At 39.9% G+C, this 19,235-nt stretch carries 16 protein-coding genes; 12 read left to right on the top strand and 4 right to left on the bottom strand.

Features of this window, described 5'->3' with window-relative positions:
• Positions 1-72: 72 nt before the first annotated feature.
• Positions 73-2,712, bottom strand: coding sequence for a hypothetical protein (locus CBM24_RS23755; protein WP_157698579.1), 2,640 nt, complete (start codon positions 2,710-2,712; stop codon positions 73-75).
• A gap of 412 nt (positions 2,713-3,124) precedes the next feature.
• On the opposite strand from CBM24_RS23755, the gene CBM24_RS23745 reads away from it, so the two are divergent.
• The 5 genes from CBM24_RS23745 to CBM24_RS23725 all read left to right on the top strand — a co-directional run bounded on the left by CBM24_RS23745 (position 3,125) and on the right by CBM24_RS23725 (position 9,528).
• Complete coding sequence (locus CBM24_RS23745; protein ID WP_046672738.1) at positions 3,125-3,514, top strand: DUF423 domain-containing protein; 390 nt, start codon at positions 3,125-3,127, stop codon at positions 3,512-3,514.
• Between the two features lie 241 nt (positions 3,515-3,755).
• Positions 3,756-6,239, top strand: coding sequence for a primosomal protein N' (priA, locus tag CBM24_RS23740; protein WP_088162968.1), 2,484 nt, complete (start codon positions 3,756-3,758; stop codon positions 6,237-6,239).
• A 233-nt stretch (positions 6,240-6,472) separates the two neighbouring features.
• The gene (locus CBM24_RS23735; RefSeq protein WP_046672736.1) at positions 6,473-7,129 is read left to right on the top strand and encodes a protein-L-isoaspartate(D-aspartate) O-methyltransferase; all 657 of its coding nucleotides are present in this window, start codon (positions 6,473-6,475) and stop codon (positions 7,127-7,129) included.
• 105 nt (positions 7,130-7,234) lie between these two features.
• On the top strand, positions 7,235-9,058 hold the full coding sequence (locus tag CBM24_RS23730; RefSeq protein ID WP_088162967.1) for a MutS-related protein: 1,824 nt from the start codon (positions 7,235-7,237) through the stop codon (positions 9,056-9,058).
• A gap of 68 nt (positions 9,059-9,126) precedes the next feature.
• Positions 9,127-9,528 (top strand): acyl-CoA thioesterase, encoded by a 402-nt coding sequence (locus CBM24_RS23725; RefSeq protein ID WP_088162966.1) that lies wholly within the window; start codon positions 9,127-9,129, stop codon positions 9,526-9,528.
• A gap of 160 nt (positions 9,529-9,688) precedes the next feature.
• Here the strand turns inward: CBM24_RS23725 and CBM24_RS23720 are convergent, their stop codons facing one another.
• The gene (locus tag CBM24_RS23720) at positions 9,689-10,063 is read right to left on the bottom strand and encodes a DUF779 domain-containing protein (RefSeq protein ID WP_088162965.1); all 375 of its coding nucleotides are present in this window, start codon (positions 10,061-10,063) and stop codon (positions 9,689-9,691) included.
• 120 nt (positions 10,064-10,183) lie between these two features.
• Complete coding sequence (locus CBM24_RS23715) at positions 10,184-11,686, bottom strand: aldehyde dehydrogenase family protein (protein WP_088162964.1); 1,503 nt, start codon at positions 11,684-11,686, stop codon at positions 10,184-10,186.
• 174 nt (positions 11,687-11,860) lie between these two features.
• On the opposite strand from CBM24_RS23715, the gene CBM24_RS23710 reads away from it, so the two are divergent.
• Positions 11,861-12,763, top strand: a complete 903-nt coding sequence (locus CBM24_RS23710) for an AraC family transcriptional regulator (protein ID WP_088162963.1) — start codon at positions 11,861-11,863, stop codon at positions 12,761-12,763.
• 1 nt (position 12,764) lies between these two features.
• Here the strand turns inward: CBM24_RS23710 and smpB are convergent, their stop codons facing one another.
• Positions 12,765-13,220 carry an SsrA-binding protein SmpB gene (gene smpB / locus CBM24_RS23705; protein WP_075994200.1) on the bottom strand — a complete coding sequence of 152 codons (456 nt, stop codon included), beginning with the start codon at positions 13,218-13,220 and terminating at the stop codon, positions 12,765-12,767.
• A gap of 411 nt (positions 13,221-13,631) precedes the next feature.
• Between smpB and spt the strand changes: the two genes are divergently transcribed.
• The 6 genes from spt (at position 13,632) to CBM24_RS27965 (ending at position 19,179) form a co-directional block, all read left to right on the top strand.
• Positions 13,632-14,831 carry a serine palmitoyltransferase gene (gene spt / locus CBM24_RS23700; RefSeq protein WP_046672730.1) on the top strand — a complete coding sequence of 400 codons (1,200 nt, stop codon included), beginning with the start codon at positions 13,632-13,634 and terminating at the stop codon, positions 14,829-14,831.
• A gap of 11 nt (positions 14,832-14,842) precedes the next feature.
• Positions 14,843-15,964 (top strand): hypothetical protein, encoded by a 1,122-nt coding sequence (locus CBM24_RS23695; protein ID WP_088162962.1) that lies wholly within the window; start codon positions 14,843-14,845, stop codon positions 15,962-15,964.
• Positions 15,961-16,953 carry an NAD-dependent epimerase/dehydratase family protein gene (locus tag CBM24_RS23690; protein WP_088162961.1) on the top strand — a complete coding sequence of 331 codons (993 nt, stop codon included), beginning with the start codon at positions 15,961-15,963 and terminating at the stop codon, positions 16,951-16,953. Before CBM24_RS23695 ends, CBM24_RS23690 begins: the two co-directional genes overlap by 4 nt.
• 9 nt (positions 16,954-16,962) lie before the next feature.
• Positions 16,963-17,655, top strand: a complete 693-nt coding sequence (locus CBM24_RS23685) for a CDP-alcohol phosphatidyltransferase family protein (RefSeq protein WP_075994198.1) — start codon at positions 16,963-16,965, stop codon at positions 17,653-17,655.
• 2 nt (positions 17,656-17,657) lie between these two features.
• Entirely contained in the window at positions 17,658-18,053 is a 396-nt protein-coding gene (locus CBM24_RS23680) for a GtrA family protein (protein WP_075994197.1), read from the top strand.
• Between the two features lie 994 nt (positions 18,054-19,047).
• Positions 19,048-19,179 carry a hypothetical protein gene (locus tag CBM24_RS27965; RefSeq protein ID WP_262507971.1) on the top strand — a complete coding sequence of 44 codons (132 nt, stop codon included), beginning with the start codon at positions 19,048-19,050 and terminating at the stop codon, positions 19,177-19,179.
• The last annotated feature ends 56 nt before the right edge of the window (positions 19,180-19,235 follow it).

The following is a 19,235-nucleotide window of genomic DNA, read 5'->3' as shown; positions in this document are numbered from 1 at the left end:
AAATTTTTTATAAAGATCTTTTAGCATCTTATAGCGTTTGGTGTTGATTTTAAAAAATTGATTTTCAGGTTCTTAAAACTTATATACATAGATCTTGAAATCCCGCTTCATGCAGATTAAATAATTGGCATTGTCGCCATAGTTAATCGGTCCATAATAGAACTTTGAAAAACCTTCTACAGGGAATCCCTCCTGGACCAAGCCATCAGATCCGAAAACATAAATCATGCGGTTGTCGGTTCCAACACCTATGATATCAGATTTACCTATTCGTTTAAAAAACAACGGTCTGTTACTGGCCTCTTCGATGAATTTATATTCAAAGTAGGAAGACGAGTCTCTTGAACTGTAGGCATTCAGTTTGTTGTTGGCTAGAATAACAAAATCTCTGTCAGCACCACCGCTAATATCTTCAAAATTAAAGAACGCATCTTTACCCCAATCACCCAGTTTTATTTTTTTGGCCTCGCCTTCGAAAGGAATTTTGAATACGCTGCCTTTATTGTTTGCCAAGTAAATGAAGGAGTTCTTTTCATCCGACGCCGCAACTAAACCAATTGGATTTTTAACACTTTCCCCATCGGTATCCATTGTTTTTTTACGGATGATCTTACCATTTTGATCAAAGAAATACACGGAAGCAGTGCTTGTGCCGGCAATAATATAATTTGTCTGTCCCAGGCTGGTTGTTTTTAGATCGAATAAAATTCGACCATCCACGCTATTATTTTCAAAGCCCTCCACTTTTTTGCCATCCAGGGTATACGCAAGAATGCGGTCTGTTGCCGGAATGTAAATACGTTGTTCTTTATTGAAGGTGGCGATTGCAGCTCCGTAAGTTGCCGAGTATGGAAGTTCAACGGAGAAGCCAGTTCTGTTTTTACCATCGGGCATAAAGCGATACAAGCGGTTTTTTGTGACGGCGACAATACTGAGATCCTGTAACTGAATTGGCTCGCCCAAAATTTCACCTTGGAAGAGGTTTTGCCAAAGTTCTTTTCCATCCGGCGAAAATGCATGTACCGTGTGATCTTGTTCTTGAATCAGGATAAACTTGTTCTTCCCATCTTGATCGAAAATCCAAGGTTTATTGATCATTCGGTTCTCCAGCTGGACTGTCCATTCTGGTTTGCCGCCTAATCTCGTATCACTCTTAAAGAGGGCATATAAACTGGACGAAAATGTGCCCTGATTGCCACTCAACTGGTAAGACCAGGAGTAGAAATTTTGAAAGCCATATTCATCCTCATCTTTAAAGTTCTTTGCAAAGTCAGCTTTTAAGTTATCTAGAATATTGCTTTTACCAGCTTTAGGTTCTAAATAGAAAGTCACATTGCTGCGGCTATTCTGCAATGCTGCATGATTTTTGAAAATAGCCGTTCCGGAAAGAAATTGCTTTTCCCGGAAAGATTCCCGATAATCTCTCAAGATACCCGTCCGTGTAGCGACCACCATAATGTTATCTACAATGGTAAAATAGGGGCGGGTAAAGCTTTTGAAAGGTTCTCCAAATAGCGCATGTAAGAGATTCGAATATTTAAATTGATAGATTGAATCACCTACAGACGAACTGAATTTCTTGAGATTATCAGCAAATAGCGTTGAATCCGAAATACTGATCAAACCTATTGCATCCTGATTATCTAATTCCGCAAGCGCAAATTCATCGTTGAAAATTGGCGCGATGATACTGTCAAATGATACTTTGCTGTCTTCTTCAAAGTTCTTTATACTTTTAGCCAATCGAGCATCTTCTTTTTGCTGTACCAACAAGGCTTTCAGTCCACTGCGAAAACTATGGGGATCTGAAATACTAAAGTCTATATAAGATGCAGCATTTTTAGGCAGATAATTCCCTAGAGCTTGCACTTGAGCCGTCTGCGTGGCAAATAATTGTAGGTAACTATTTTTGCTCGCCGAGAGATCTGTTTCACCCTTAAAAATAAAAGCATCCTTTTTGAAATTCATATTCCAGGACGTTTGGCCCTTCAGCGAATCGATTAAGTTGAGATAAGTGCCAAATTTGGATTTCATCAATATTCGAGCAATTTGCGCCAATTGTTCATTGAAAAAATAGAGACTAAGTGGCGTGTTTTTATTGTTATGGTTTACAAAGAACTCGATTTGTTTGGTACTTATTTTCTTAACCTGTTTATCAAAAATCTGGGAGAGTACCTGTTTGGAATAGCTAGCGAAAATGATTTCGTGAGAATAGGCACAATAAAGTGTACTATCCTTAGTGCCTTGATTAAGCCCATAAAATCGTTGGCCTAAGGTGTCAAAAGGTTGTATTTTGTAGTTTTTACCGACGTTTCCAAGTAATGTTGCCAGCGAGTTATTATCAATGCTTTGACCAACCTGAACGCTATATAATGGCGTAATCTGATCTTTTTCCTGGTGAAAAGAGAGTAATATTTGCTGCCCCGCTACAAGAGGTGCAAACTGTTCATTACGTAATAATTCGTCTTTAAGACGCTCCAGGTTGCCGAAATTGCGTTGACCTATAATGGCTTTAAAGAGCTCATAGTCATTGAAGATCGTATCTACAGTCTGATCATTGGCAAAGGAGGCAATAGCTAATGTACTTTCAGGAAGATATTGTAAAGCTTTAGAATCTTGTTTATTGTTTTTATTGAAGTCTCCAAAAAGATAGATCGTGGCCGCGATGACCGCGATGAATAATATAACAGTGATGATGATTGTTTTTTTCATCCTTTTTATTTTTTTCAATGCCTGATAAGAACTCGAATAAATCGTCAGTACCACGCTGGTCGATGCGATTAAAAATCCAGTTTTAGCAGAACAACTATTTATGAGGTACTCATTTTCTTGTCAGCAGAATAAGTACACTAAACTTGTTTTTTTAATGGTGATGAAGCCATCATGCGGCAGATGTTTATCAAGGATATACAAATCTTGCACCTCGTTCAAGATTTCGGTGAGCTGCACGATGCTCATGATGATTCATACGTAAAACAAACCTAATAAAAATATATGGGAAGAGATAGAAAATCGTTCCTATAATGCGCCTTTGTAATATAAATTTAACAAAAAATTCCTTATTTTGCTCTGTTTTTAATACATTTATCGCTAGAAACTCATTTTCAGCATTCACTTTAACATAATGAATAAGAAAATCATTTTAGCCGCTTCGTTGTTGGGAGCATTAGCTGTAATATTAGGCGCCTTTGGTGCTCATGGTCTAGAAGGAAAGGTAAGTACATATCATATTGAAACTTGGAAAACTGCAAATCAGTATCATTTCTATCATACCTTCGCCCTGTTATTTTTATCCACTTTTTCGAGAGCAAAGACGTACTCCATTAAAGTGTCATTTATAGCTTTCCTCATTGGTATACTTTTTTTCTCGGGATCGTTATATGTCTTAAGCGTGCGCGAAATAACCGGCTTTGGAAATCCGTCTATTTTAGGACCTATCACCCCTTTGGGAGGATTATCGTTAATCGTTGGCTGGGTTGCATTATTTATTGCTGCACTAAAAAATAAATCGTAATCCTATTTAATTGCCTATGTTCATACGAAATCATATTCGTATCTAATTATAACGGAGCCTTCTTGAATAGATTTCAGGAAGGCTTTTTTAGGTTGCAATTGACTGACCTATGATCTCTTGGTTTTTTCACGCCGATATCGCTTTGAGCCCGCATGATTGTTGTCGGTTTTAGGTATCGCCGGGGTCGTTTGACCTCTTTTCCTGAAGGTTTTTTTGTACTTTTATACCATAATTTGAATTTATGTCCAATCCACAATCTACGATTTTTAGTGAAAGAGATACGCTGTTTGTTGATGTGGTCCTACCACTAGCATTGGCAAGAACATATACTTATCGTATTCCGATTGACTGGAATGATCGTGTGCAGGTCGGTGTACGTGTCATTGTGCAATTTGGAAAGAATAAGATCTATTCTGCGGTTGTGAAGTCAATTAGTCAGGAAGCACCAAAGCATTATGAGGCAAAGTATATTTTGGACATCATTGATGACAAACCCATTGTCAATTTGGCTCAGTTTAAACTTTGGGATTGGCTAGCCGATTATTACATGTGTAGTTTAGGCGAAGTCATGCAAGCTGCGCTGCCTTCGGCATTGAAGCTGGCCAGTGAGACCAAAGTCGTTTCATCGATTGCGGCAGATTTTGACCGTTCTACACTTTCAGATAAAGAGTATCTGATTATAGAGGCTTTGGAGGTTGCGGGAGAACTTAAAGTCAATGATATTGTGAAATTGTTGGGACAAAAAACAGTCTTCCCCATATTGAAGCAATTATTTGACAAAGGAATTGTTTTGATTTCTGAAGAGATTACAGAAAGATATAAACCCAAGACCAAAGCATTTTTACGTTTTGCTCCCGACTTTAGAAATGAAGATGCAAAAAGAGAATTGTTGGATAGCTTAAACCGTGCGCCAAAACAACAAGATGCGGTATTGGCATTTATGCAGCTGGTCAAAAAAACCGAGGAAATCACGCGGCCCATGTTGGCTGAGGCCTCGGGCTGTGGTAACGGTGCTATTACGGCTTTGATTGACAAAGGTGTTTTTGAAATAAAGGAAAAGGTTGTATCCCGGTTCCAGGGGGAAGATATCGAACTGGATGCCAATTTTCAATTTAATGAAAATCAGCAAAGGGCCTATGCCGAAATACAAGAGTCGTTTGAAGAGAAGGAAGTTACCCTGTTACATGGTGTTACTGCTTCGGGAAAAACACAGATTTATATACGGCTTATCGAACAAGCAATCGCAGCGGGAAAATCAGCCCTTTATCTACTGCCTGAGATAGCGCTGACAGCACAGATTACGGCGCGCTTAAAGCTGCATTTCGGCGATAAATTGGGGGTGTACCACTCCAAGTTTAATGATAATGAACGTGCCGAGGTATGGCATAAAGTAATGAAAAATGAATTTCAGGTCGTGATTGGGGCCCGTTCTTCAGTTTTTCTGCCCTTTCAGGATTTAGGGATTATCATCGTTGATGAAGAGCACGAAAGCTCCTATAAACAGTTTGATCCAGCTCCACGTTACCATGCCCGAGATACGGCTATTTACCTCGGGTTTCTACATCAGACCAAAGTGCTATTGGGATCAGCGACGCCTTCTTTGGAAAGTTATTACAATGCCAAGGCTAAGAAGTATGGTTTTGTGCAACTGCTTGAGCGTTATGGCAACGCACAATTGCCAAGTATTGAGTTGGTGAATATTCCCGAAGAGGGAAGAAAAGAAAATATGTTTTCCTATTTTTCTGGCACCTTGTTAAAAGCAATTGAAGAAGCCGTAAAAAATAAAGAGCAGGTTATATTATTTCAAAATAGACGTGGGCACACGACAATGATCCAATGTAATACCTGTGGATTCGTTGCAAAATGTGTCAATTGTGATGTCAGCTTAACCTATCACAAGAGCTCTAATATGATGCATTGCCATTATTGTGGTCATGTGGAGCCTCCACTTCGTGTTTGTCCGGCCTGTGGAATGCCGCATATCGAAAGTAAAGGATTCGGTACAGAAAGGATAGAGGAAGAACTTGAAATCCTGATGCCCGAAATTCGCATCGGTCGGTTGGATCTGGATTCCACAAAAGGTAAATACGGTTTCGATAAAATTATCACGGCTTTTGATGAGCATGAATTTGATGTTCTTATTGGGACGCAAATGGTTGCTAAGGGGCTCGATTTCGGAAGAGTAAGCCTCATCGGTGTTGTCAATGCAGATACGATCATTAACTTTCCGGATTTCCGTTCGTATGAACGATCTTTTTCGTTATTTTCCCAGGTAGCAGGACGTGCAGGTCGGCGTGAAGCAGGCGGAAAAGTGATCATTCAGAGCTACACCACGAATCATCGGGTGTTAGAACAGGTGGTCAATAACGATTATGAAGGGATGTTTATGACGGAAATTACAGAACGAAAAAACTATCTTTATCCTCCTTTCTACCGGCTTATTCGGATTGATATTAAACATACGGATTTTCAGAAATGCTATGATTCGGCCAATCGTTTTGCCTCGGCGCTGCGTCAACAATTGGGTGCAAGGGTATTGGGTCCGGAACCGCCTTTAGTTTCACGCGTGCGGAATAATTTTATCCAGACCATTACCTTAAAGATTGAACGCACAAATATTAGTATTGCGAAGGTCAAGGAATTGATCCGCTCGGTTCTCCTGGATTTTGAAATAGATAAAACCAATGCTGGTGTACGCGTTCAGGTCGATGTAGATCCATATTAGCGACAATTATTACCCATATAGCTTTTAAAGACTTGCGTTTTAGGTAAAGTTAAACCACATGCGCTTATCGTTTTGTTCGGTCCCAAATTCAAGAGGTCAGCGTAGATTGGGCATAAGGACAGGTGATTTGGAAAATAAAGCAAATTGACTTGAAAATGTGTACTGTATTGGTATTGAATTATTTGTGATTAATTCTGCTTAATGTGCCTTTTAAAAGGTAAATTTGAAACATCATGGCGTACAAGTTTATTGATAATTATCGAGAGAAAGGTGCTCGTAAGAAATTGGTTGAACATCTTAAAAGCCGGGGGATTGCGGACCAGAAAGTATTAGATGCCATTGGCAAGGTACCACGTCACTATTTTTTTGATGAAACATTCTGGAATCAGGCCTATCGGGACATTGCTTTTCCAATAGGTGACGGGCAAACAATTTCACAGCCGTATACCGTCGCCTATCAATCCGAACTGCTCCACGTCAAAAAAGGAGATAAAGTACTGGAAATTGGTACGGGATCGGGATACCAAACCTGTATCTTATTGGAACTTGGCGCAGAGGTATATACCATCGAACGTCAGGAAAACCTATATCAACGAACCATTCAAGTGTTGCCGTACATGGGCTATAAACCGAATTTCTTTTTGGGCGATGGCTCCAAGGGAATTGAAGAGCACGCTCCTTATGACAAGATTATTGTAACTGCGGGTGCGCCATTCGTGCCAGAGGTTATGTTAAAGCAGCTGAAAATGGGCGGAATTTTTGTAATCCCTGTAGGAGACGAAAAATCGCAAAAGATGATGACGATCATTCGCGTCGGTGAAAATGATTTTGACCGTATCGAATTGGATACTTTTCGTTTTGTGCCTTTGGTGGGTGATCAAGCCTGGTAGGATATCCATTCAACCAGCTTAAACGACTTCCCTCAAGGTCTTTAAGCGACACCAAAACATCCATGATTAAATTGAAATGAACGTGAAAGAATAAATATTCACCTTATGACTCCAACTGCAATACTATATGACCAGAAGCATCGCGAAATCGCTTCAACTGTCCTCAAATTAAATAAACAAGTCAACACGCTCAGCTTGTCGCGGCTATTTGTGATACTCGGTGGCGGAGCATTATTATTTTATACCTTTCAACTGGAAAGCCTTCCGCTGGTTTTTTTCTGTTTTTTTGCATTATTGTTCCTATTCGCCTATCTCGTGCGGAAGCAGAGCCAGCTAGAGCTTCAGAAGAACTATTTTGAAGCCTATCTGAAAGTTTTGGCAAATGAACAGGCCCTGGCGGACGGAAAATTAAATATGTATGATCATGGCCAGCATTTCGAAAACGGAGCTCATCCTTATAGCTCCGATATGGATGTCTTTGGAACATACTCCTTATTTGCACAGATAAATCGGGCAACGACCAAACAGGGAATTGATCTTTTGGCTTCTTGGCTTGATGCACCTCTCCAAAGCCATCAAATTCAACGCAATCAAGAAGCTTCCCAGGAACTTGAAAATGAATCGGAATGGATATGGGATTTTCAGGCAAAGCTTTTGGCCAATCTGAACCATAAATTGGATATCAAAGCATTTTTGACAAATTACTTTCAAGACCGAAATTTTCAGTTCGGAAATGCCTTCATGCGAGTCTATCTCAAAGTAGGGCCTGTTTTATTTTTGGTCGCTTTAGTCGGCAGTTTTTTCGTGCCAAAATTGGCTGGGGTGGCAACATTGATAGGGCTATTTCATATTCTTTGGGCCTTGGCCAAAGCGGGAAGTGTTGGCATGTTCTCCTCTCGAATAGACAAGATAGGTGGCGTGCTGGGCTCATACGCAGAGGCGATTCAATCTATTGAAGACCACGCATGGAAGTCTATTGCTATGCGGGAGATTGCGGGAGAGCTTAAACAAAACCAGGGTACAGAATCCATTTCCCTTGCCTTTAAGAAACTCGCTGGTCTTATTAATAATTTGGACGCCCGGAATAATGTCTTTGTCGGGATATTTCTAAACTTGTTTCTGCTTTGGGATTTTAGACAAGTATTGGCTATTGTTGACTGGAAGAATAAGTACGAACACGAGATTCTAAATTCATTCGATACCTTAGCTAAGGTTGAGGCTGTAACTAGCCTTGCCATTTGGAAGAGAAACCATTCGTCGTACATTTATCCAGTAATTTTGGAAAACCCACTGGAAAATAAGATTGACGCGCAAGGGGTATATCATCCATTGATTCCAAGCAATCAGGTCGTAGCCAATGATTACAGTAGTATAGATCATCGAGTTGCTTTGGTGACAGGTTCAAATATGGCAGGAAAGAGTACGTTTCTGCGGACAGTTGGTATTAATGCAATTTTGGCATATGCCGGAGCTGCGGTTGCTGCAGCTTCTTTTCAGCTCCCGATTTATAAACTGATATCCTATATGCGAATCAAGGATAATTTGAATGAAAGTACCTCGACCTTTAAAGCTGAATTGAATCGGATGAAATTTATATTGGATACAGTTTCAGCACATAGCGATAGTTTTTTTCTAATCGATGAGATGCTTCGTGGGACAAATTCTGTCGACAAATATCTGGGCTCCCGTGCAATCATAAAGAAACTGGTTCGATTGGATGGTAAAGGTATGGTGGCTACACATGACTTACAGCTGTCCAGTTTACAAGAGGAATTTCCGGGAGATATCAAAAATTATCATTTTGACATTCGTGTCGACGAGGGTCAGATGCTGTTTGATTATAAGCTGAAGATAGGAGAATGTAAAATATTCAATGCTTCGCTTTTATTGAAAGGTATAGGAGTGGATATCGACGAAAATATGGAATAAAAATGACGGAACTGGAGCTAGATTGGTTTACATTTGTCTCCTCTTAAATCCACTTAATAAAAAAATAAATGACTTTACAAGAACGTATTGATTTATCAGAAACACACGTCTGCACGACCGTGTTTCCGTTTTTGACGAATCATCACGATACCTTATTCGGCGGCAAGGCGATGTCCATTATGGACGAAGTATCGTTTATGGCTGCAACACGATTTTGCCGCAAAACGTTGGTGACTGTATCGACAGATCGTATAGACTTCAATAGGGCAATTCCTTCCGGAAGTATTATTGAAGCTATCGCAAGGGTTCAGAATGTAGGCCGGACCAGCTTGAAGGTGAAGGTCGAGATATTTTTGGAACATATGTACAAGGAGGGAAGAGAACTGGCCATTGAGGGTGTTTTTACATTTGTTGCCCTAGATGAAAACAAACAGCCAATTCCAGTCCTTGAAGGCTTGGATATTGAATAAAATTTTAGCATTCCGAATGCGGAAACTCAGGAGAGAATTTTTTAAAATTATAACATCGAAAAAGGGACGCATCTGCGCCCCTTTTTTCTTTGAGAGAGTGATCCAGAATTTTATAGGTCATCTCTACAACGTTGTGATTCTATGGTGTTTTATGCTTTTTTTATTCGTTTCGTTTGATTGGGCCGAGGTCATTAAGCTCTTCGGTTGTAAATAGGCGATAATGAACTTTGAAAGTTTTACCCAGTGGCGTTTCCAATGAGAATCCTCCGGGACCAAACCCATCCAGTACATCGAGGGTGAAATGCGCATGTTTCCAATATTCAAAGAGATCACGATCCACCCAAAATTCATATCCTTCAGCTAATCCGATCATGGCATCATTCGTCCTCGGAAAATACCCTCCTTCCTCAAAACACTGTGGCTGCGTACCCTCGCAACAGCCTCCGGCTTGATAAAACATTAATTTACCATGCTTTGCTTCAAGTTCATGGATGAGCTCCCTTGCTTTTTCAGTGATGTCTAATCTATTAATCATGGTGAAATCAGTTTATGTGTTTTAGCGTTGGTTCATATGAAATTCAGCGGAAGGGGCAGCATTTGCTCCCCCTAGACTCGGGTATCAAGCTGTTCGAAAAGTATACCCGGTATGCTTCAGTTAAAAGAAGCCAAGTTTTTCTTTGCTGTAGGAAATCAACATATTCTTGGCTTGTCTGTAATGGGCAAGCATCATTTTATGGTTTTCCCGTCCAATTCCTGATTGTTTGTATCCGCCAAATGGAGCGCCAGCTGGGTAGGAGTGGTACTGATTTACCCATACACGTCCAGCTTGTATGGCACGTGGAACCTGATAAAGCTGATGTGCATCTCGGGTCCATACACCTGCTCCGAGACCATACATGGTATCGTTGGCGATGGCAATTGCTTCTTGTTCGTCTTTGAACGTGGTCACTGCAAGCACGGGGCCGAAGATTTCTTCCTGGAAAATGCGCATGCTATTATCACCTTTGAATAGGGTGGGTTTGATGTAGTAGCCTTCTTCAAAACCAGCACCAACATTGTTTTCATCTCCGCCAGTCAATACTTCGGCTCCTTCTTCTTTGCCAAGTTTAATATAGGACATGATCTTATCTTTTTGAATCTTCGATGCCTGAGCACCCATCATTGTTGTTGGGTCTAATGGATCCCCGACTTTGATCTGATTAACCCGATCGATCACTTTAGCAATGAATTTTTCATAAATATCCTCCTGGATCAGTAGACGAGAGGGGCAGGTGCAAATTTCGCCCTGGTTGAGCGCGAATAATACCGCCCCTTCAACTGCTTTGTCCAAAAATGCATCATCTGCATCCATTACCGAACTGAAGAAAATATTGGGCGATTTTCCCCCCAATTCTAGGGTTACCGGGATGATATTTTCAGTCGCATATTGCATGACCAAACGTCCTGTTGCTGTGGAGCCTGTGAATGCTGCTTTGGAGACCTTAGGATTGGTGACCAAGGAACGACCAAGTTCTGCGCCGAAACCGTTGACGATATTGACCACTCCGGCAGGAATCAAATCACCGATGATTTCCATAAGAACAAGAATAGATGCTGGTGTACTTTCAGCGGGCTTTAATACGACAGTGTTCCCTGCAGCAAGGGCCGGAGCTAGTTTCCATACGGCCATCAGAATCGGGAAATTCCATGGAATAATCTGTGCAACAACACCGATTGGTTCGTGTACAATCAGCGACACCGTATTGCTGTCCAGTTCGCTTATGGACCCCTCTTCAGCACGGATTACACCAGCAAAATACCGGAAATGGTCGATGGCTAATGGGATATCCGCATTGAGTGTTTCACGTACAGCTTTTCCGTTGTCTATTGTTTCAACGGCTGCGATATATGCTAAATTAGCTTCAATGCGGTCAGCAATTTTATTGAGGATAATACTTCGTTCTGTAGCGGAGGTTTTTCCCCAGGTTTCAAAAGCTTTGGCTGCAGTGTTGACAGCGAGATCCAGATCTTCTTTTGTTGAATGGGCAACTTGAGTAAACACTTTTCCGTCTACCGGCGAGATATTATCGAAGTATTTTCCTTGAATTGGTGCGACAAATTTACCACCAATGTAGTTGTCATATCGTTCTTTGAACGATGGTCTTTTGATTGCGCTCATATGGTTTATTATTAATTATTTTTAATCCCTTCTTATCAAAGTTAGCCAGCAATTATTCAATAGCGTAGCAGAATTGATCCAAAACATAGCACAATTGTGGCAGATGAATTTCGGCTACAATTTATTTTTTTTATTATATTTGATTGACTGCCAATTATATTTAATTGTTGCACTATGGGAGATAGGACGCTGATTCATACATTGCCATTTTCGCGGGCTGGGGAGCTTAGCACATTAGTGGAGAACCGACGCGCATTTACGTTAGATAGCTTGGAGCTTAATATCTACGAAACATATCGGGTATCGCAGCATGTGCCTTTATGTTTTGATGATTTGGTTATGATTAACATGATCCAAGGTAAAAAGATCATGCATTTGGAGAATGTAAAGGCTTTTGACTATCTGCCCGGTCAGATGATGGTGTTGCCTGCATCGGTGGCTATGCATATTGACTTTCCGGAAGCGAGCCTCGACCAGCCCACGCAGTGTACCGCTTTAACAATTCATAAAGAGAAGATAGCAGCAGTCTTGGACTATCTAAATGAGTTTTATCCGAAAGAACAATTTAGTCAGTGGCGGCTTGATCCGGATTTTTTTCATCTGTACAATTCGACTGAGCTCGCCGACCTGGTGAACAAGTTGTTTCAAATTATTATTAGCGAAAATCCGTTGAAAGATGTACTTGCAGATTTGACTTTTAAAGAGCTTACGATTCGGCTACTTCAGTCACAGTCGCTGATTGCATTAAAAATTGGAAAGTCACCCAACAAGGTGCTGTTACATGTGCAGGAATTTATTCAGAAACATATTACCGAGAAAATTTCAATTGGTTTATTGGAGCGGACTGCCCACATGAGCAAAGCGAGTCTTACGCGGATGTTTAACCGTGAACTTGGACTTAGTCCGATGGAGTATGTGATCCAACAGCGTATCGAGAAGGCAAAAAAAATGCTTTTACTCACCCGGAATGTAAAGGAGTCTTGCTATGGGGCTGGATTTAATGATGTCAACTACTTTGTCCGGCTTTTTAAAAGCAGGGTAGGAATGACGCCAGGCGCATTTGTCCTGGCGCGTTAATCTAGAATTTCATCACGCGATCAAGCTCTCGTTTAACATCTCTTTCTTTGATGTTTTCTCGTTTGTCAAAATCTTTTTTACCCTGTGCCAAGGCAATTTCAACTTTGGCAAACCCCCTGGAACTGATAAAGATGCGTAGGGGTACAATGGTAAAGCCACGTTCTTCCCCCTTCTCTTTTAGCTTTTTTAATTCCCTTTTTGTCAATAGTAGTTGACGGTCGCGCTTTGCCTCATGGTTATAGAAAGATCCCATGGAGTATTCTGCAATGTGCATGTTACGGATGTATAATCCGTCCTCAAAAAAACTACAGAAACTATCGTTAATATTTGCTTTTCCTTCGCGTATGGATTTTATTTCTGTACCCAATAATCGAATTCCTGCAATGTACTTGTCCAGTAAGTGGTATTCAAAAGAAGCTTTTTTATTTTTTATATTGATATCTGAAGATAAAGCCATATATTGTTGTATATTAGTAAGTCTATACCATTGCTATTGCAATGAACCTAAATGTAACTAATTATAGGATAATTTAAAGTTCGCAAATATAATTATTAAAATTGTCTTATTTTAAAGTAGAATTGTGTGGGCAGATGTTAGCGGAGTATTAAAATAAAATTAACGGTTTTGGGCGATGTGTTAAAAATATGACTAAATTTAAGCGAAAGTCAGATTATGTTTTCGTATGTTTGCAACGTTTTTTGGAATTATTGTGAATATATACAACGTAGAATTTCAACTTGCATTGTGCATATTAGCAGATTTTTAGTCGGAGACCGAGTTTTTTATATAAAAGTCCAATTCGATAATTTTGTTTGTTACAATAACATCTAAAAGTTAGAAATAGTTTTAGAAATACCTTTTTATCGCATGAGTAAAGGAAAGTTAGGCGAAAAAATATCGCAATTTAAGATTGTTGAGGAGTTGAAAGCTAAGGGCTTATATGCCTATTTTAGACCTATTCAATCAAAACAAGATACCGAAGTAAAAATCGATGGTAGACGTGTATTGATGTTTGGTTCTAACTCTTATTTAGGGTTAACGACTGATACACGTATTATAAAGGCAGCGCAAGATGCTTTGGAAAAGTATGGTACTGGATGTGCTGGATCTCGTTTCTTAAACGGTACGTTGGATATTCACGTGGAACTGGAAGAAAAATTATCTGCTTATGTAGGTAAAGAAGCCGCGATTCTTTTTAGTACAGGATTCCAATCAAATCTAGGCCCTTTGTCATGTCTAATGGGACGTAATGATTATATTTTGTTGGATGAACGTGACCACGCGTCAATTATTGATGGTAGCCGTTTGTCTTTTTCCAAAGTAATCAAATACGGTCATAACAATATGGAGGACTTACGTGCTAAGTTATCACGCCTACCTGAGGATAGTGCCAAGTTAATTTGTACGGATGGTATCTTTAGTATGGAGGGTGATATTGTTAATTTGCCTGAGCTTACATCGATTGCCAATGAGTTTGATGCTGCTGTAATGGTTGACGATGCACACAGTTTAGGTGTTATTGGGCACAAAGGAGCTGGTACAGCTTCTCACTTTGGGCTTAATGACGATGTAGACTTGATTATGGGTACATTTAGTAAATCGTTAGCATCTTTAGGTGGATTTGTGGCCGGTGATGCAGATGTGATTGATTTCTTAAAACATAATGCGCGCTCTGTGATGTTCAGTGCTTCAATGACTCCCGCTTCGGTGGCTTCAACATTGAAAGCTTTGGAAATTATTCAAAATGAGCCCGAGCATATTGAAAAATTATGGAAAAATACAGATTATGCCAAAGCACAATTACTGGATCATGGGTTTGATTTAGGTGCTACGGAAAGTCCTATTCTACCAATCTTTATTCGTAGCAATGAAAAAACGTTCTGGGTAACTAAAATGCTCCAAGATGATGGTGTATTCGTTAATCCAGTTGTTTCTCCGGCAGTTCCTGCGGAAGAGTCTTTGATCCGTTTTTCATTGATGGCGACACATACTTATGACCAAATCGACGAGGCTATTGAGAAGATGGTTAAAGTATTCAAACAAGCTGAAGTTGAAACATTAATATAAAATCTAATCGTATGATTCAGATTATACCCGTTGAAACAAAGAAACAAAGACGGCTGTTTATAGATTTCCCTCATAGTCTCTATGAGGGAAATCCTAATTATGTACCTGCCTTATTTCTTGAACAAAACGATTTGCTTTCCCCTGACAAGCATCCCTTTTATAAACATTCCCAAGCACAACCTTTTCTAGCTTATCGTAACGATAAGATTGTTGGTCGTATATGTGCCATCTGGAACAACAACCATAATGCCTTTAATCATGTGAATGAAGGACAGTGGGGTTTTTTCGATTGTATAGATGATCAAGAAGTCGCGAACGCGTTATTTGAAACTGCAGAAAAATGGGTTAAAGCTAAAGGAGGGGATACGATCGTTGGGCCTATCAATTTATCGACCAATGATACCGTTGGTTTATTGGTTGACGGTTTTGATAAGCCTCCAGTGGCCATGATGCCCTACAATTCACCGTATTACATCGACTTGATTACCAATTCGGGCTATGGACATAAAGTGGATTTGAGAGCTTACTTGGTTATGGAAAAATCTGCGGATAAGCGTTCAGTCATGCTTTTGGATAGGCTGGAAGAGCGTTTAAAAAGATCTGGCATTACATTGCGTCAATTCAATGTGAAGGATTTTAAAAACGAGGCAGCAAAAGTTCGTGATATTTATAATAGAGCATGGGATAAGAATTCGGGTTTTGTTCCGATGACAGAGGACGAATTTAATTATACGGCCAAAGATTTAAAAATGATTCTCGATCCTCGTTTTGCTATCGTTGCGGAGAAAGATGGTGAGCTTGTTGGCTTTGGTCTAGGGATTCCAGATATCAATCAGATCCTTATCAAAGTGAAGCGCGGACGTCTACTTCCTACGGGTATTTTTAAATTGTTATTTGGAAAGAAAAAAATCAACTTGCTTCGTGTACTCATGTTAGGGGTATTGGAAGACTACCGTAAACTTGGTATTGAAGCATGTTTGTATGGCCGAATTATAAAAGAATCAAAAGATTCTAATATTAAGGGGGCCGAATGTTCATGGATGTTGGAGCATAATTACATGATGAACCACGCTATTGAGCAAATGAATGGAGAATTGTACAAACGTTATCGTTTGTATCAAAAATCATTATGATAGAAAAAGTATTAATCACCGGAGCGAGTGGTTTTGTAGGCTATCATTTGACAAGAGCAGCGAAAGACGCGGGGATGGAAGTTCATGCCGCGGTGAGGAAGTCAAGTGATGTTTCAGAAATTCGCTCTGTTGTAGATAAATTTGTTTATCCGGATTTCTCTGATGAAGAGTCTATCCGAGAATTACTGGAAGCGGAAAACTATACCTATGTTGTTCATGCTGCGGCAATGACTCGTGCCAAACATGAAGAAGATCTCGAAAAGGTCAATGTTGGTTATACAAAAAACTTGGCATCGGCTTGTTTTTCTTTAAAAACTCCCATCAAAAGATTTGTTTTCGTTAGTAGTCTTGCGGCGATCGGTCCTGTTGACTATGATGCTCAACTTATTGATGAAAGCAGCCCTTATCGTCCTGTTACGGCATATGGTCGTAGTAAGCGGAAAGCGGAGCTCGCGTTGAATGATTTTAAAGATCAGCCACTAACGATTTTGCGCCCTACTGCAGTATACGGCCCTCGTGAAAAGGATATTTTTATTGTTTTTAAAACAATGAATGGAGGCCTGGATGCTTATGTTGGTCGTTCTCCTCAAAAGCTTAGCTTTATTTATGTTGCCGACCTGGTGCAGGCGATTATTCATGCCTGTCGTTTTGACCAAGGTGGAAAGCAGGTGTATAGCCTTAGTGATGGACAGGTATATGGGCGTTATGAGTTGGCTAGGTTTTTCAAAGAGTTTAGTCAAAAGAAAATGATTCGTATGCATATTCCTTTGGGTGTAGTGAAGACTATCGCGGTTATTTTTGAACGTTTGTATAAAAATTCTAAAGCAATACCTGTACTATATCCGGAACGGCTGAATGAACTTACAGCTGAAAACTGGGGCTGTGATATCTCGGCGGCTCAACGTCAGCTACAATACCAACCTAAATATGATTTGAAGAAAGGCTTAATGGAGGCATTGGCTTGGTATAAGGAAAATAAATGGCTATAATCGCAGATAATGAGTGAGTTAAAAATAAATAAAAAACTTTTTCAGGATAGAAAGAGAACAAATATCTTAAGTGAACCCGAACAAAAACTTATTTCGTACCTTGTTCCTCGAATCCCCAATTGGATTACTTCGGATGGACTTACGGCAATTGGATTTTTAGGTTCCTTAATGATATTGGGGAGTTTTATACTGGCTGAATATGTTGATATTCGCTATTTACTTTTAGGAATCCCTGGTTTCTTTGTACAATGGTTTGGTGATTCATTAGATGGGCGTATCGCATTCTACCGCAATAAATCCCGTCGCTGGTACGGTTTCGCGCTGGATATTGTAATGGATTGGATCAGTACGGTTTTTATCGGATTGGGATATGTGCTGTATACCGTGGGTGACTTTAAGTATCTGGGATTTACATTGGTCGCATTATATGGCTGGGCAATGATCATTTCTCAGCTCAGGTATAGAATTACAGATAAGTATACGATAGACGCCGGAATTTTGGGGCCTACTGAAATTCGGGTGATTATTTCATTGGTTATGCTCTTCGAAGTTTTAATGCCTGGATCTATTAATTGGTGTGTACTGGTAATCTGTATTGCACTTTTTATAATTAATACAAATGATACACGTCTACTTCTTAAATTAGGCGATGAAAAAGATAAAGAGGATAAATTGAAAAAACAGCAGGAGGAGGCTATTTAACGATGTCTTCAAAAGTTATTACTTTTTTAAAAGCTCAACTTTCCGCCTTTTTAGGCGGATTGTTTGATTTTGGAGTATACTCTGCTTGTTATAAGCTACTTCATATCAGTGCTCCTTTTTCTAATGCTATTAGTGGTAGCCTTGGTGCTGTTGTTAATTTTTTGATCAATCGATACTGGTCCTTTGGTAGTACGCAAAAGTCCGTTGGGAGTCAGCTATGGAAATTTGTGATTGTCGTCTGTGGTAGTATTACATTGAAGTCTACAGGAATTCATTTTCTGGTGGATGTTTATCATTTAAACTTTTTGTTCTCGAAACTAGTCGTTGAGCTGCTCGTTTCTTTGGGCTTCAACTATACACTTCAACGTTTTTGGGTTTTTAAAGCGGAGGAGAAATAGTAATTTCCTTCTTTTTGCGAATCAGCTTTAGCTGGTTTCAGTTTCTTTTCTGTTTTCCGATTCTTTTGATCTCTCTTACTCTTTTCTTACCAAGTTTTGGTTTTGTAGGATGTTAATTTAGCTCTTGTTCTAGACTAAAAGGGCTTTTTAGCGTCTTATCTCTGTTATATTCCTTCAAATCGCTGTTGTTTTCTGTTTCTCTGGGGCAAATCCGAGGTGAAGCGTGCCACCATCTTATTTGTTGATTATATTTATTCGCTTTTATTTAGTTCCTCTTTAAGCTAGATTTTAACTGGTATTTAGTTAGCTTTAAGTTAGGGTTAGTTTAGCTATAACCTAAGCTATACCTAAACTAACCCTAACTAAACCCTATACTAAAATAAAAGTTGATCAAAGTTTACAATAAGTAATCCCTGGACCAAAATGACAGGATCTGGAGCCTTGCTTAAATTCTAAAAAGAATCCCGGGGAAGTCTTAAGGTCGCCATGCCATTCTCTGTTCCGTTGCGGTTGCGGTTCCCCATTACATCCTATTTCTATTATATCGATGGGATTAAACGTTGCGGATCTCTGTTGTTCTCTGTTCGGCTATGTTTGCGTTTTCCGATCTCCCTTTGCTATGCTGCGTCGGTGGGGCGATAGATCCGGCAGGTGCAATTCGGGATGTTTTCGTTGCTCGATGCCGCTATGTGGCCCAATCTGCCGGCCGGATCAGCCATCCCAGCCTTCCGATCACCTGTTTTACAAAAAGAATCTCGCACCGTTACAGGCAGTTAGGGACAAAATGAAATAAATAAGAACAAAAGGCTTGGAAGTTTGTTAGTAATCTCCCTATCTTTGCACCACTCCGCAAGGGAGGGACGGTTACTTCGAGAGAAGGAATCCTGAAAAAAGAAGGGTTTAAGAGAAGTCTGGCAGGATTTAAAATCCCGCTCAGTTTATTTTAAACGCGGAAATCGAAAAAAGGGAAAAGAAAAAAAACTTCAAAAAGTTTTTGGAAGTTCAGAAAAGATTTCTACCTTTGCAGTCCCAACGGAAACGAAGGGAAAAACAAAACGATAAAGAGGGGCGCAATGCCTATCGGAATAAAGCGGATACGGAAGTTGAAGCGGCAAAAGTTCTTTAAGAAAACACAATCATGTAAGCGTGACGAGTAGACAAACGAAAGTCATGAACAAATTC

Source organism: Sphingobacterium sp. G1-14 (genome assembly GCF_002196555.1).
Lineage (GTDB): Bacteria > Bacteroidota > Bacteroidia > Sphingobacteriales > Sphingobacteriaceae > Sphingobacterium > Sphingobacterium siyangense.
Note: the sequence above shows the minus strand (reverse complement) of the source record. Positions and strands in the feature narration are given on the sequence as shown.